The organism is Nocardia iowensis (assembly GCF_019222765.1).
GTDB classification, from domain to species: Bacteria; Actinomycetota; Actinomycetes; order Mycobacteriales; family Mycobacteriaceae; genus Nocardia; species Nocardia iowensis.
In genome coordinates this window covers 7,327,126-7,341,303 of record NZ_CP078145.1, presented here as the reverse complement: position 1 = coordinate 7,341,303, position 14,178 = coordinate 7,327,126, and the positions used below count along the sequence as shown (strand labels likewise).

Genomic DNA, 14,178 nt, shown 5'->3' with positions numbered 1-14,178 from the left:
CGCTATGGCATATGACGAAGAACTGGCCGACCGCATCCGGATACTGATCCCGCCTGGCCCGGAACTGTCGGAGCGGAAAATGTTCGGCGGTCTGGCGTTTCTGATCGGCGGGAACATGGCGGTCGCGGCCAGCGCGCAGGGCGGACTGCTGGTTCGGATCGACCCGGCGGAGAACGACAAGCTGCTCGAGTTCGAGTTCGTTGAGCCCATGGTGATGGGCGGCCGGGACATGGTCGGTTGGGTGCACGTCACCGGCGATGCGGCCGACGACGACACGGTGCTGCGGGAGTGGGTCGAGCGCGGTGTCAGCTACGCGCGGTCGCTGCCGCCGAAAAAGAAGAAGAAGTAACCGGCGGGATCAGCCGCGGACCTGCCTGCGGTAGGTCACCCGGTCGAACTCGCGGCCGTACTCGTCGACCGCGGTCACGTCCATTTCGCTGGCCAGGACACCGGGACGAACGTCGACGCGCAGAAACGAATAGTTGCGGAATCGCACCCGCGACCACGGGGCCGCCTCGCCCCGCTTGCTGCCGCCAGCGGCCCACACGTAGCTGTTGGGTACCGAGGTGTCCGGTAACTCGTTGCCGCGGAAGGACTCCTGCGAGCCGGGCTGGAAATCGTAGCGGGGCCGACCGCCGCCGCCGACCGTGTAGTACACGGTGCCATCGGTTTCCGGGTAGACCACCGAGTTGTCGCCCGCGACCTTCGTCGCGGCATTGCCACGGATCGGGTCGGTGCGTTCGAAGACGTGATTGTGTCCCTGCAGCACCAGATCCACCTGGTAGCGGTCGAACAGCGCCACCCACGCGTCACGCACCCCGCCATCGCTGGCGTGCGCCTCGGTGGTCGAATAGGCGCAGTGGTGGAAGAAGCAGACGATGAAGTCGATATCGGGGTTCGCCCGGTAGTCGGCGAGTGTGCGTTGCGCCCAACTCGTCTGCGCGCCACCGGAATACCCGGTGTTGGCGCGAATCTCATAGGAGACGTCGTTGGCGTCCAGTGAGAGCACCGCGACATTGCCGTAGGTGAACGAATACGCCGACGGACAGCCCGCGGGCCCGTTGCCGGGAAAGTCGAGTCGCGCCAGATGCCCGCCGTAGCCGTTGGTTCCGTAGGTCGCCTCCATGTCGTGATTACCGGTCGCGAACATCCAGGGCGTCTGGGCGGCGCTCGCCTCGATGGCGCCGAAGTAGACGTCCCACACGTACGGATTGAACTTGTCGAAGCCGTGCGCGAGTTTCGCGCCGTGCGAGACGAATTGGTTCGGCCTGCCCATGCCGGACGGATCCGCGTAGGCGATATCACCGGCCAAGATGTGGAAATCCGGTTGGGCGGCGACGATTTGGCGCAGCACGTTGCTGGCGTGCGGGGTGTTCGGATCGTTGTCGGCCGCGTAGTACTTGTCGTCGTAATCGCCGGGCGCGACACCCGCGGGCAGCGCCGGTGTTTCGTCGGTGCCCTGGTCGCCCATCATGGTGAAGCGGAACGGTACGAGCGCCGCCCGGGTGGTCGGCATCGCGGTCGCGGCGGCGCGGATGTCGCCGACGAATCCGTCGCCGGTGCGCCAGCGATAGAAATGCCGCACCCGGCCTGGCAGCCCGTCCACCGGCGCGTGCACATAGAACTGTTCGGCCGAAAGCACGCCGCCGCCGCTGCTCGGCACCTGGGTCAGCAGATTGCGCACCTCGCCCTCCACCGTCGCGCCGAGCGCGGGGGTCGGGCCATGATCGAGAAACACCTTGGTGCCCGCGGGCCGCCTGGACAACTGCGCCGCGAACCGCAGCTGACTGGTCGAATCGGGACCGAACCCCACATGCCGCCCGCCGACCGCGAGCTGCGCGTCCTGGGCATACGCGCGCCGACCGAACGGCGAGGTACCCACCGCAGCCACGGCCGCCGCAGCCGCGGCCCCGCGCAAAACGTTGCGCCGCGACACCGCATGCCCCCGCAAATAGTCGCGATGCCAATCATGCTGTTCAGCTATGGTCATGTCGGCCGAAAGACCACCCGGAATTCCGGTATCCGGAACATCGCCTGCGGGATTCAGCGGATTGGACGACATACCGCCCGATGCTGTACGACCCGAGCACCCCCACCCCCTCAACCTCGCAAGCCGAATACGAACACTGAATGAACACTGTCGATACAACCCCCATCGATCCGGTCAACCCCGGCAAACCACCCACCGCAAGCTAGCATTTCGCTTTACATTGATCGAACATATTTTCGAATCTCGAGGTACCGTCGTCGGCATGGTCGGTTCCCAGCACGAGGCGATGCACCGGATCTTCCAGCACGACCCAGGGATGTTCGCGCGCGCGTTCCGCGCGTTGCACGTGCCACTGGAGGACCCGCTCGAAGTGGCTTTGCTGCCAACCGATCTCACCGAAGTCAGGCCGCTGGAGCGGCGCGTGGACACTCTGCTGCGGATCACCACGGCGGCGGGCCGGTTCCTGCTGCTGGTCGAGGCACAAGGTGAGGACGATCCGGACAAGCCATCGGCGTGGGCGTACTACCTGGCGCACGCGCACGCGAAGTATCGGCTGCCCGCGCTGCTGCTGATCGTGTGTCACGACCGCGTCACCGCGCTGTGGGCGGCCCGGCCCGCCGCCATCGGTCAACCGTTCTGGCCCAGTCTCACCATGCGGCCCCTTGTCCTCGGCCCGCACAACGTGCCTGCGGTGACCGATCCCGATACCGCCGCCGCAGACATTCCCTTGGCTGCTCTCTCCGCGATCACCCACGCCAAGGACCCGCGCATCGGTGCGATACTGAAGACACTCGCCACCGTGTTGCAAGAGATCGACGAGAAAGACGCCCATATCGTCGCCGAACTCACCGAACTCGGCTTGGGCAACAGCCCGGCCGCCCAGACCTGGAGGCACCTGATGTCGATCGATCTGTCGTTCTTCCGCTCCGAGACCTCGCAGCGGTTACGGGCTGAGGGAGTGATCGACAGCATCCTTCGAATCCTGGACCGACGTGGAATCGTTGTTGGAGAGGATGTTCGAGATCGGGTCACATCGTGCACCGATCGTCGTGTGCTCGAAGGGTGGCTCGATCGATCGCTCACAATAACTACTGCCGCTGAGCTTTTCGTTGACGAGTCCGCGCCATGAATCGGCCGGGGGCCGGAGCCGCCTACGAGGCGGCGCGGAACCGTTTCGAGCTCGGCTTCGAGGTCTTTGACCTGGACTTGATGGTTCTTACGGAACCGATCGGGCACGATCGGGGGCATGGATCAGCTGGTGAGCGAGATTGTGGGGGACGAGCCGATGGTGGCGCGGGTGGTGGAGTGGGCTCGGGGGCGGGCGGACATTCGGGTGGTGCTGCGGACGGGGTCGCGGGCTCGGGGTGATGGTGCGGTCGACGCGTTGTCGGACCATGACATCGAGCTGTACACGACGGAGCCGGATAAGTATTCGGGGGACGACGAGTGGGTGCACGAGCTCGGGGCGGTGTGGGTGAATGTGGAGTTGGAGGGGCCTTATGACAATCCGGCGCATCTGGTGTTCTTCGAAGGTGGGGTGAAGGTCGACTTCCAGGTTGTTTCGGTGGACCGGTTGGCGGAGATGGTCGAGGACGGTCTGGACGAGTTGCATGAGCGTGGGTATCAGGTGCTGTTCGATCGCGAGGGGGTGGCGGCGCGGCTGCCTGTTGCGGGCGGGTCCGCACCCGTTGCCGAGCTGCCCGATCAGGAGGAGTTCCGGGCGCATTGCGCGGAGTTCTGGTTCGAAATCGCGCATCTGCCACGGTATTTGGCGCGCGGCGAGCTGTGGGTGGTCAAGTCTCGGGACTGGGAGACCAAGGAACTACTCCTGACGATGATCGAATGGCATGCGCTCGCGCGGCACGGCTCCGGCCACGACGTCTGGCATGGCGGCACCAAGATGCGGGAGTGGGCGGCGGCGGGGGTGTGGGAGCGCATCGAACGGATCTTCGCGATCGGCGATCCGTTGCGGCAGGCGCAGGCGACGGCCGATCTGTTCGCGGAACTGGCCAGGGAGGTCGCCGCGGCCCGGGGTCTCGACTACCCGGAGGACGCCGAGAAGGCGATCCGCCCGTACCTCGACCAGCTGCCTCATCGCTGAAATCCCTGGTCAGCCCGGTTACGAAAAATTCTTCCAGAAATTCTGGGAGATAGGTCGAAGTGGTGACGGCGGCTCCGACCAGAGGGTGACAGCAACTCACCCACCATCGGCAAGGAGCACATCATGTCCGTCAACACCTTCTTCTGGTTCGACAACAAGGCCGAGGAGGCCGCCACCTTCTACACCTCGGTGGTACCGAACTCGCGGATCGTCGACGTCACCCGCAACTCCGACGGGGCGGCGTTCATCGTCTCGATCGACCTCGACGGCCAGGCCGTCACGCTGATGAACGGCGGCCCCGGCCACCCGCTCACCGACGCGGCCTCGCTGCAGGTGGTCGTCGAGACCCAGGACGAGGTGGACCAGCTGTGGGCCGCCCTCACCGACGGCGGCGAACCGGGCCCGTGCGGCTGGCTGACCGACCGCTACGGCCTGTCCTGGCAGGTTGTGCCCGCCGCGCTGCTGCAGCTGATGGACGGAAGCAACCCCGCCAAGACCATCGCCGTCGGCACCGCCCTGCGCAGCATGTCCAAGCTCGACATCAAGACCCTCCAGGACGCATACGACAACGCCTGAGCACCCCGACCGACACCCGCCTCCACCTCGAGGCGGGTGTTTTTGCTCGTCAGTATCCGCCGGCGACAGCCGGGACCATGCGGCCTGCCGCCTGGGTGCGACGGCGATGGACTCGCGCGAGCAGGCAGGCAAGCAACGCCGTTCCGAACAGGACGAACAGCCCGGTATCACCTGCCAGGTACTCCCCGAACACCACCGGATGGGTGGTCGTGACGATCCCGGTCACCACCGCGAAGGCCCAGTTGTGCGCGAAGTGCGCCAGCACCGCGGGCCATACGCTGCCCGACTCGAGCCGCAGATATCCGAGAAAGAAGGAGAACGCGAGAACACTGCCGGTGAACAGCGGCAGCGTCAGCCAGCGGTTGCCTTCGTCGTGATAGTAGGGCGTGAGCAGGATGTACGGCAGATGCCAAGCCGCCCACACCACGCCGACGACCAGCATCGCCCGCCGCTCACCGAGCCAGCTCAGGCGCGGGAGAAGGTAACCGCGCCAACCGATTTCCTCGGTGAACGCGAGGATAGGCCCGGTGATCGCGAGCACCAGCGCATTTGCCCAGAAGTCACTGCCAGGCAGGGTGAACGCGGCGTAGCCGAGGAACACCACCAGCGCCGTGGCTACCGCGGACACCGCGACACTCCCGCCGACGGCCACCGGCCACTGCCGAATCCCGCTGCGGGACAGTCCAACTCGGGCCAAGCCCGCGCGACCCTCCCCGGTCAGCACCAGCAGCAGCACCGTGACCAGCATCGGCGACAACGCGAGAATCAGCCCACCCGCGACACCGGCCGTCGTCACCGCGATCGCCAGTACCAGCACGATGAAGACGCCCGCCGCGGACCGATCCGAAAGCTGACGCCGCACATTTCCTCCACCGTTGACCGACCGGTGCTCACCGTAGGCCGAACCCGGACGGCCCTGGTATCGGGGAACACCCTGAAACTCGAGGTAGGCGCAGCTCAGGCGGTTCAGGGGTGGGGTTAAGGTCGGACCATGCGGCGATTCGAAGCGAGGATCGAGTCCGGCGCCGGTGGCGGCGCGTACGTCGCGGTGCCCGCCGAGGTGGTGGCGGCGCTGGGCGGCGGTGGCCGTGTCCCGGTCGAGGCCCGTTTCGATGGCATCGAGTACCGAGGTTCCATCGTCGACATGGGTTCCGGGCCGTGTCTCGGCGTCTTGAAGTCGATCCGCACCGAGCTGGGTAAGGGACCCGGCGACCGGGTCTCGGTCACGGTGGCCCGCGACGACGCCGAGCGAACTGTCGAGGTCCCGGACGACTTGGCCGCCGCACTGCGAAACGCCGACCTCCGCGCCACTTTCGACGCGCTGTCCTTCTCCCGGCGGCGCGAACATGTCACCGCCGTCACTGGAGCCAAGCGTCCGGATACCCGTGCTCGGCGGATAGCGAAGGTTGTCGAGTCGTTGCGCTGAGGCTGCTTACTCGGCCTTAGGGTCGATGTCGGCGAACGTATCGACCCAACGGTGCGGTGGGCGCGGCGGATTGGGCTCACCGGGTCTAGCGAGCCCGATGGCGTGCCAGCCCGCCGCCACGGCCGCGTCGAGCTCGTCCGGGTGGTCGGACAGGAACAGGATCCCGTCGGCGGGGATGCCGATCGCGCCCGCGATCTTCTCGTACGACGCGGGTTCGCGTTTGCCACCTGCGGTGGACAGGTCGAAGTATCCGCTGATCACCGAGGACAATTCACCGCCACGCGCGAACGCGAACCAATCCTGTTGATTACGAACAGATCCAGACGAGTACACGTACAGCGCGAGACCGTCCGTGTGCCAAGCCCGCAGTGCCGGTGGGACATCGGCGAAGAACTCGCCGTGCAGCGCGCCATTGCGAAAGCCCTCCGCGCAGATCAGGCCCTGGGCCGCTTTGAGCGGTTCCGCCTTGACGTCGGAGTCCAGCCAGCCGCGCAGGATCGCCGCGATCTCGTCGGTGCCCGCATCGGGCCGCTCGGCTTGCTCCCGGGTGGCCGCGATGACGGGAGCGGCCGCGTCCGTGCGGTTTTCGGCCAACCATGCCGGAAGACGTTCGCGGGTATAGCCATAGAGATCTTCGCGCACCGAACTGGTCGGGCTGGTGGTTCCCTCGATATCGACGACTACTGCCGTGATCATGAGGCGGCGAGCAGTTCGTCCAGGGTCGGAAACCCTTCGCTGATCCGGTCGCCGGTGAAATCGCCGATCCAGCCGTCTTCCTCCTCGAAGAAGCGGATGGCGATGAAGTCCGGCCTGCTGCCCATGTCGAACCAGTGCAGGGTGCCCGCGGGCACCGAGAGCAGGTCGCCGCCCTCGCACACCACGGCCAGCACTTCGTGCCCGAGGTGCAAATAGAAGCAGCCGCGCCCGGCGGCGAAGTAGCGGACCTCGTCCTCGGCGTGCCGATGTTCGGCGAGGAACTTCTCCCGCGCCCCCTTGGCGATCTTCGGCCACTCCGGGTTGGTGTCGTCCGGGTGGATGCGGGCGATGTCGATGTGCTTATAGCGCCCGGACTCGTTCAGTTCGGCGACATTGTCGGTGTAGTGCGCGAGCAACTCGTCCGAGCCGATCGCCGCGGCGTTGTCCACCACCGGCCAGCGGCCGAAAGTGATGCCGTGCTTGGCCAATTCGGTGCCGATCACCTCGTCGTCGGTGGTCCGCACCCGCACGTCGGCCGCGTTGTCGGCGGCCATCACCTGGAGCAGGGTCATGTCAATCCAATCTCGAGAGTCTCCTCGCGCGGACCGAAGGCCTGGCGGCGGCCGGTGCGGGCCACCAGCTCGCACAGCGCCTCCAGACATTCGGCGCGATCGCGCGCCTGGGAAAGATTGTCCCCCCATGCGGTGATCCCGTGGCCCGCGATGCACAGGACCGGGGGCGCGGCGGGGTGGTCGGCGAGATAGCGCTCGATGTCGGCGCCGATGCGCGGCACGTCGGGCCAGTTGGGGAACACCGGGATGTCGATGGCCGCGGGGTCGGCGCCGCCGAGGCCCTTGATGAGCTCGTAGTCGGTGAGGCGCAGCGTGGTCAGCTCGCCCGGTGCACCGGAGCGCGTCGCCAGCGCGGTGGCGTAGGGCGGGTGGATGTGCACGACGGCCTGTGCCGCGGTTGCTCGATAGGCGGCGGTGTGAATCGTGGTCTCCGCCGAGGGTTTCCGGCCGTCGGCCGCGACCGGCGCCGAATCCGTCACCCGGACGGTCACCATGTCGTGTTCGGTGAGTTCACCTTTGGACAAGCCGCTTCCGGTGATCACGGCGGTGTCGCCGGTCCGCACCGAAATATTGCCCGCCGTCCCCGGCATCCAGCCGCGCTGATACAGCTCGCGGGCGATACCGGCAATTGCCTTGCCCGGCAGTGGATTCGCGTCGGCCTCGACACCGCCGGTCGATACCTGCGGCGTGAACGTGACCGGCGGCGTGAACGCGCCACCGCCAGATCGGTTCGACACCGGGTTTCCCGTGCTCTGGTCCGCGCGGTGCACCACGCCGAACTCCGTGACCACCGCCGTCACCAGCTCACCGGGCGTCACATCGAACGCCGGGTTGAACACCTCGGTCCCGTCGGGAGCTGTTGCGACGCCGCCGAATCCGGTCACCTCGGCGGCGGCGCGCTCCTCTACCACGATGTCGCGCCCGGTGGCCATCCTCGGGTCGCGGGTGGATTCCGGCGCGACCACGATGAACGGGATGCCGTGCTGGCGGGCCGCCAGGGCGAGCGAATACGTGCCGATCTTGTTGGCGACGTCGCCGTTCACGGTGACCCGGTCGGCCCCGACCAGCACGCAGTCGACCTGCCCGGTCGCCATGGCCCATGCCGCCGCGGCATCGACGGTGAGCCGATGCGGGATACCCGCCTCGGCCAGTTCCCAGGTGGTCAGTCGCGCGCCCTGCAACAGCGGGCGGGTCTCGTCGACCAGGACGTTCTCGATCGCGCCGCGCTCGGCCAGCACCCGCAGCGCGCCGATCGCGGTGCCGAACGCGCTCGTCGCGAGCCGTCCGGTGTTGCAGTGGGTGAGCACCCGCAGCGGCCGGTCCGGGCAGAGTTCCCGGACCAGGTCGGCGGCGTGCGTCGCCGCGGCCCGATTGGTCCGGCCGTCCTCGGCGAGCATGTCGAGGGTCTCGGCGAGCACGGCATCGGCACCCTGCGCGACCTTGGCGCGCACCCGCTGCACCGCCCACGCCAGGTTGACCGCGGTCGGCCGGGCGGCCGCGATGCGATCCGCGTCGTCCTGCACCCGAGCCTCGTCGACCACGCCGTCGACGGTGTGCGCGGCGGTCGCGATGACCACGCCGAACGCCCCCGCGATGCCGATGGCCGGTGCGCCACGAATGGCGAGCGCCCGGATGGCGTCGATGACTTCGTCGACCGTGCGGAGCCGCAGTTCGCGGACTTCGTGCGGCAGTCCACGCTGGTCGATGGTGACCAACGCACCGTCGTCCCAGCTCAGGGAACTGTCGTCCATCAGGCGCATCCTTCGTCGCGGCGACCATGTTGTGCCTGGTCAACGGTATCGGACGGGAGCTGCCTGAAGAAAGCCGACCGTGCCCGCGCGCAACCGCGTGCCGCCGGTTCGGCACTGAACCGGCGGCACGCGGTGCAGATCAGTTAGTTGTGGCCCATCCTGCGCTGCTCGTCATCGCGCCGGTCGTTCATATCCGACTGGCGCTGGTTCGGCATGCGCTGGCCTTCTGAATTTCCGCCGCGGTTCATGCCTTGCTGGCTCTGATCCTGGCGCTGTTGCTGTTGCTGCCGATCCATCTGCCTCGGCATTTTTTTAGGCGTTTTCTTCGACTTTTCAGCCATCTCCACTCGGTCCTTTCCGGGGATTGTTATTCGCCTAACAGCACTCACGATAGCGAGCTCGCAGCAATTCCGGAAGGGAAAGTGAAAAATGCGGGTTATACCGGCGATCCGAGGCATATCCCCTGGTGAGAGCGCTTTAGGCGGGTTAAGGCTTGCGTGCTTCGATTAGGAATCGGGTCGAGTGGGCGACGAACGGACCATTTGCTTCGATCTCCTCGTGCAGCGCCGAGAGCCGGTCGCGGTACCGGTCGACCGTGAAGTCCGGAACCATCCACTGCACCTTCCGCAGGAAGTACACGACCGCGCCGATATCCCCGAACTCGATGCGCAACCGTTCGTATCGAAGATCGACGATGTCGAGTCCGGCGGCTTCCGCCGCGGCTCGATCGTCATTCGGATTGCGGCGCTTACGTATTTCCTCGGGCTGCGCGCCGAGGAAATACTCGACGAGTTCGAAAACGCTTGCCTCGCCGACATGTTGAGCCAGATAAGTGCCGGACGGCCGCAGCACCCTGGCGATCTCCGCCCACCAGACGGTCACCGGATGCCTGCTGACCACCAGATCGAACGCATTGTCCCCGAACGGCAATGGCGGTTCATCCGGGTCCGCGACCAGCACCACCCCGAGCGGATGCAGCAATCGCGTCGCCTCGGCGATGTTCGGCGGCCACGACTCGGTCGCCGCCATCAGCGGCGGAAAGTTCCCCGCACCGGCCAGCACCTCGCCGCCGCCGGTCTGGATATCCAGTGCCGCGGCCACTTTTCCGAGCCGCTCGCCGAGCAGCCGCTGATATCCCCAGGACGGCCGCTGCTCACTGGCTCGCCCGTCGAGCCAGCCGAAATCCCAACCGGCCACCGACACCGCGTCGGCTTCGGTCACCAGGTCCTCGAAGCTGCGTCCCATGCCGCGATTGTTGCCGAGCGGTTGCTTGACCGGCAACCGGTTTTGCCTGCCTAGCCAAGCAGCGGCAGGAACTCGACCGTCGCGCCGTCGGTGGCATCGGCCGGGACGATGACCAGGCCGTCCCTATCGACGAGACCGCCGAGGTGGGCGGTGCGGATGTGCGGGTCGCCGAGCCAGCCGCCCGGCGGGGCGTAGCGCGCGGGGACGATGCGGGGGACCGGGCCGGAAATCTCGGCGGCGTTGTGCAGTGGGCCGAGCAGCGTGCGGCGGGCAGAACTGCCGGTGCGGCCTTCGACCACGGCGGGTGCCAGCGCCATGAGGGTGGCGACGGCGGCGAACGGATTGCCGGGTAGCCCGAGAACGGTTGTGCCGGTTACCAGTTCGGCGACAATCGTGGAACCGCCGGGCCGTAGCCGTAGCCGCCGCACCAGGATTCGTGCGGAGGTGCGGGCCACCGCGGCGCGCAACTGGTCGGCCGCGCCGCCGCCGGTCGCGCCGACGATCACCAGCAGATCGCACTCGGTCGCCGCGGTGAGTACTTCATCGAAGCCGTTCGGCGTGTCCCGTAGATGCACCCGGTCGGCGGTGCGAATCCCGTACCAGGACAGCAGGTCCGGCAGGATCGGCCCGATCGAGTCGCGGGTCTGGCCCGCGTGCAGCGGCCCCTCGCTGCGGATCTCGTCGCCGGTCATGACGATGCGGGCCCGCACCGGCCCGCGCACTGAGCCCGCGGTCACCTCTACGCTCGCCGCTGCGGAAATCAACGCGGCGGTCACCGGAGCCCCCTGCGGCGCAACGAGATCGCCGGGGTTGCGATCTTCGCCGCGGCGCCGTACATCATCCCGGATCGGGGTGTCCGGCAGGCGGTGCAGGATGTCATCCGGTGCCACCCGGACGAATTCGTCGCGGACCACGCTGGTGGTGCCGTCCGGCACGTGCGCGCCGGTGGCGATGCGCACCGCCTCGCCGGGCAGCAACCCGACCGGGCGCTGGCCGCCCGCGAACCCGATATCGCGGCGCAACCGCCACGGCCCGTCGCCCGCCACCGCGTAACCGTCCATCGCCGAGACATCGAAGCGCGGCAGCGGCCCGACGGCCGCCAACGGCGCAGCGAGCGCCGCGCCCCGCACCAACCGCAGGTCCGCCTCGTAGGACGTGAGCCGGGAGAGGTTGTCGCGCAGAATCTTCCGTGCCTCGTCCAGGGCAAGCGCGGGCGCCGGGTCGGCGGCAACCGACTCGCGCGCCTTGCGCACCTCCTCCTCGGTATCGCAGTCGGCGACACCGGGCAGCGCGATGATCGCGGAATCGGCGGGGATCAGCGCCTTCATCGGCTGATTGATCAGTGAATCCAGATTGTCGAGCGCCGCCGCCAACGCGGTGCGCCGCCACACCCCGATCAGGTACTGCGGTCGTCCCGATTCGTCCGCCGCGAATACCGCGTCGGCACCGGATTCACAGATATGCCTGGTCAATTCGGTGACCGACCAGGCGGACAGGAACGGCAGGTCGGCCGCGAGCACCACCACGAGCGGCGCCGCCGAGCCGAGCGCGCCCAGCCCGGCGCCGATCGCCGCCACCGGCCCTGACCCCGGCGGCACCTCACGTACCTGCTTTATCTCCGGCGCCAGCTCGGGCCGATGGGGTCCGACCACGACCGTGTGCGCACACGAGGCGACGGCGGCCAAGGCCGCGTCGAGCATGGACCGACCACCGATGACGATCGCGGGTTTGTCGACACCGCCCATGCGGCTGGCCCGCCCGCCCGCGAGCACGATCGCGTCCGCGGCGGTCAATCAGCACAACCTTGAACGAGGTACAACATGGCGGACATGCTAATTCGTCGCCGCCGGGAAGCCGGGAGGCGAGCACCGATGATTACACCGTCGAACAGTCGCGGGCGGGTCGCAGCAGGCAGAACTCATTGGTTTCGGGGTCGGCCAGGGTGAGGCCGAGCGCCTTTCCCGGATTCACGTCGGCCTGATCGATCGGGGTGGCACCGGCGGCACGCAGCCGGGCCACCTCGGCCGCCTGGTCGTCGAACGAGGCCACATTCAGATGCAGCAGGTTGCGGCCCGACTTCTCGTCGGGGGTGCGCACGAACTCAAGCCACGAGCCGAGTCCGGTCGCCGATCGCAGCCCGGCGATCTGCTCGCCGCCGTGCGCGACCGGCCAGCCGGAGGCGGTCGACCAGAATTCGGCCAGCCGCACCGGATCTCGGGTGTCCACCACAATGGCCGCGACGGCGCCGGTGTCCACGTACTCTTCCCGCGGCTCCAGCACACAGAATTCGTTGCCCTCGGGATCGGCGAGCACCACCCACGGCACCGCGCCCTGTCCGATGTCGATGCGGCGGGCACCGAGCGACAGCGCACGATCGACCTGCACGCGTTGATGGTCGATCGAGCGGCTGGCCAGGTCGAGGTGAATGCGGTTCTTGCCGTTCTTCGCTCGCGCCGCGGGCAGGAAGGTGAGGGCGAGATCGACGCCGTCGGGGTCGGGCGCCGCCACGTCGACTTCATCGGGACGGTCGATGGTCACACCCCAGCCGAGCAGCTCGGCCCAGAAGTCCGCGATGAACCGCGGCCGGTCTGCATCGAACACGACACACGCCAGGCGGGTGGACATGTTTCAACGGTAGCCGTCGAACAGCTCGCTCCGGGCGCGTTTACCGATTCGGGTCCGGCTTTATCGATGCGAGGGTCAAGAAAGCGGAAAACGCGCTGCCCGCAGGTGTACTCGACCCTCGCGGATCGGCACCCCCTCGGCGGCGAGCAGGCGCAGCTGGCGGTCGGCCAGATGCGCGGCTGGCTTGCCGCCCGCGCCGATCACCCGATGCCATGGCAGGTCGGCAGCGTCGGTGCGCATGATCCAGCCGACCGTGCGCGGCGTGGACAGTCCGGCGGCCGCGGCGATGTCACCGTAGGTCGCCACCCGGCCGGGTGGGATGGACGCCACCAGCGCGCGCACCCGCTCGACCTGAGCGTCCGAGGTAGCCATCGGGCTCAGAGCACCGATCGGATGAGCGCGGCCGTCTCGGCCGGAAGAGCCTGCGGGACCATGTGATCGCATTCCCAGTCGTGCACGGTGAGCTGGTCGCCGAGATGTTCGGTCAGCGCCGCGCGGAACGCGGGCATGACGAACGGCGGCTGCACCTTCATCGCCTGCACCAGCACCGTCGGCAGGTTCGCTGGCGGCAGCACGAAGGGCCGCGCCAGCTGCCCCCAATAGGAAGTGATGGCGGGCAGGCTCATCCGCCAGCCGACGCGGCCGTGCGCGGTGGGCACCAGGTGCTCGGTGAGTTCGGCCTCGATCAGCTCCGGTGCCACGTCACCCCATGCGGAGGCCAGCTTGTCTTCGCGCGCTCTGGCAACGGACTCGTAGTCGGGGGCGGCCAGCAGCGATTCGGCGATGGCGTCGATCCGCTCCGGGTCGACCGCGATGGCCGGATCGATCAGCATCAGCCTGCGCACCAAGTCCGGGTGGCGGTTGGCGAGATGAAGCGCACACGCGCCGCCGAACGAGTGCCCGACCACCGTGACCGGTGCCGCTGACTCCGCGGCGAGCAGTTCGACCAGATCCTCGACGACGGACTCGAAGGTCCACGGCGGCAACGAGCTCGACCGCCCGTGTCCGCGCAGGTCAGGTGCGATAACTCGGACATCGGGGAGATGGTTGGTTGCCAGGTGTTCCCAGCGTTTGCCGTGGCCGGTCACGCCGTGCAAGGCGAGCACGGTCGGTCCGGCGGCAGGGCCGAATCGGTAGACATGGAGAGCAGACACTGGTCCATTTTGACTTGTGCCTTCGACCGCCGCTGGGCGAGT

General features: G+C 67.7%; 16 protein-coding genes. 5 read left to right on the top strand and 11 right to left on the bottom strand.

Annotated features, from left to right (window positions below; all coding sequences use genetic code 11):
- Nucleotides 1-4 precede the first annotated feature (4 nt).
- On the top strand, nucleotides 5-349 hold the full coding sequence (locus KV110_RS33835) for a TfoX/Sxy family protein (RefSeq protein WP_218471220.1): 345 nt from the start codon (nucleotides 5-7) through the stop codon (nucleotides 347-349).
- Between the two features lie 9 nt (nucleotides 350-358).
- Here KV110_RS33835 and KV110_RS33830 read toward each other — a convergent pair whose 3' ends face one another.
- The gene (locus tag KV110_RS33830) at nucleotides 359-2,062 is read right to left on the bottom strand and encodes a metallophosphoesterase (RefSeq protein ID WP_218471219.1); all 1,704 of its coding nucleotides are present in this window, start codon (nucleotides 2,060-2,062) and stop codon (nucleotides 359-361) included.
- 190 nt (nucleotides 2,063-2,252) lie between these two features.
- Here KV110_RS33830 and KV110_RS33825 point away from each other — a divergent pair, with 190 nt between their 5' ends.
- The 3 genes from KV110_RS33825 (at nucleotide 2,253) to KV110_RS33815 (ending at nucleotide 4,667) form a co-directional block, all read left to right on the top strand.
- A complete protein-coding gene (locus tag KV110_RS33825) occupies nucleotides 2,253-3,119 on the top strand; it encodes a hypothetical protein (RefSeq protein WP_246634146.1) in 867 nt (288 codons plus the stop codon).
- Between the two features lie 129 nt (nucleotides 3,120-3,248).
- The gene (locus tag KV110_RS33820) at nucleotides 3,249-4,091 is read left to right on the top strand and encodes an aminoglycoside 6-adenylyltransferase (protein WP_218471218.1); all 843 of its coding nucleotides are present in this window, start codon (nucleotides 3,249-3,251) and stop codon (nucleotides 4,089-4,091) included.
- A gap of 123 nt (nucleotides 4,092-4,214) precedes the next feature.
- Complete coding sequence (locus KV110_RS33815) at nucleotides 4,215-4,667, top strand: VOC family protein (protein ID WP_218471217.1); 453 nt, start codon at nucleotides 4,215-4,217, stop codon at nucleotides 4,665-4,667.
- A 49-nt stretch (nucleotides 4,668-4,716) separates the two neighbouring features.
- Here KV110_RS33815 and KV110_RS33810 read toward each other — a convergent pair whose 3' ends face one another.
- Nucleotides 4,717-5,529 carry a CPBP family intramembrane glutamic endopeptidase gene (locus tag KV110_RS33810; protein ID WP_218471216.1) on the bottom strand — a complete coding sequence of 271 codons (813 nt, stop codon included), beginning with the start codon at nucleotides 5,527-5,529 and terminating at the stop codon, nucleotides 4,717-4,719.
- A gap of 129 nt (nucleotides 5,530-5,658) precedes the next feature.
- Here KV110_RS33810 and KV110_RS33805 point away from each other — a divergent pair, with 129 nt between their 5' ends.
- Nucleotides 5,659-6,093, top strand: coding sequence for a YdeI/OmpD-associated family protein (locus KV110_RS33805; RefSeq protein ID WP_218471215.1), 435 nt, complete (start codon nucleotides 5,659-5,661; stop codon nucleotides 6,091-6,093).
- Nucleotides 6,094-6,099: 6 nt separating this feature from the next.
- Here KV110_RS33805 and mtnC read toward each other — a convergent pair whose 3' ends face one another.
- The 9 genes from mtnC to KV110_RS33760 all read right to left on the bottom strand — a co-directional run bounded on the left by mtnC (nucleotide 6,100) and on the right by KV110_RS33760 (nucleotide 14,136).
- Nucleotides 6,100-6,789: an acireductone synthase gene (mtnC, locus tag KV110_RS33800; protein ID WP_218471214.1), complete on the bottom strand. Its 690-nt coding sequence runs from the start codon at nucleotides 6,787-6,789 to the stop codon at nucleotides 6,100-6,102.
- Nucleotides 6,786-7,361 carry a 1,2-dihydroxy-3-keto-5-methylthiopentene dioxygenase gene (locus tag KV110_RS33795; protein ID WP_218471213.1) on the bottom strand — a complete coding sequence of 192 codons (576 nt, stop codon included), beginning with the start codon at nucleotides 7,359-7,361 and terminating at the stop codon, nucleotides 6,786-6,788. The genes mtnC and KV110_RS33795 overlap by 4 nt, the downstream gene beginning before the upstream one ends.
- Nucleotides 7,358-9,112 (bottom strand): S-methyl-5-thioribose-1-phosphate isomerase, encoded by a 1,755-nt coding sequence (mtnA, locus tag KV110_RS33790; protein ID WP_218471212.1) that lies wholly within the window; start codon nucleotides 9,110-9,112, stop codon nucleotides 7,358-7,360. Before mtnA ends, KV110_RS33795 begins: the two co-directional genes overlap by 4 nt.
- Nucleotides 9,113-9,255: 143 nt before the next feature.
- Complete coding sequence (locus KV110_RS33785) at nucleotides 9,256-9,453, bottom strand: hypothetical protein (protein WP_218471211.1); 198 nt, start codon at nucleotides 9,451-9,453, stop codon at nucleotides 9,256-9,258.
- A gap of 145 nt (nucleotides 9,454-9,598) precedes the next feature.
- On the bottom strand, nucleotides 9,599-10,357 hold the full coding sequence (locus KV110_RS33780) for a methyltransferase domain-containing protein (RefSeq protein ID WP_218471210.1): 759 nt from the start codon (nucleotides 10,355-10,357) through the stop codon (nucleotides 9,599-9,601).
- A gap of 50 nt (nucleotides 10,358-10,407) precedes the next feature.
- Nucleotides 10,408-12,150 carry an NTP transferase domain-containing protein gene (locus KV110_RS33775; RefSeq protein WP_218471209.1) on the bottom strand — a complete coding sequence of 581 codons (1,743 nt, stop codon included), beginning with the start codon at nucleotides 12,148-12,150 and terminating at the stop codon, nucleotides 10,408-10,410.
- An 82-nt stretch (nucleotides 12,151-12,232) separates the two neighbouring features.
- Complete coding sequence (locus tag KV110_RS33770) at nucleotides 12,233-12,982, bottom strand: VOC family protein (RefSeq protein WP_218471208.1); 750 nt, start codon at nucleotides 12,980-12,982, stop codon at nucleotides 12,233-12,235.
- A 75-nt stretch (nucleotides 12,983-13,057) separates the two neighbouring features.
- Entirely contained in the window at nucleotides 13,058-13,354 is a 297-nt protein-coding gene (locus tag KV110_RS33765; protein ID WP_218471207.1) for an MGMT family protein, read from the bottom strand.
- 5 nt (nucleotides 13,355-13,359) lie between these two features.
- Nucleotides 13,360-14,136, bottom strand: coding sequence for an alpha/beta fold hydrolase (locus KV110_RS33760; protein WP_218471206.1), 777 nt, complete (start codon nucleotides 14,134-14,136; stop codon nucleotides 13,360-13,362).
- Between the last annotated feature and the right edge of the window lie 42 nt (nucleotides 14,137-14,178).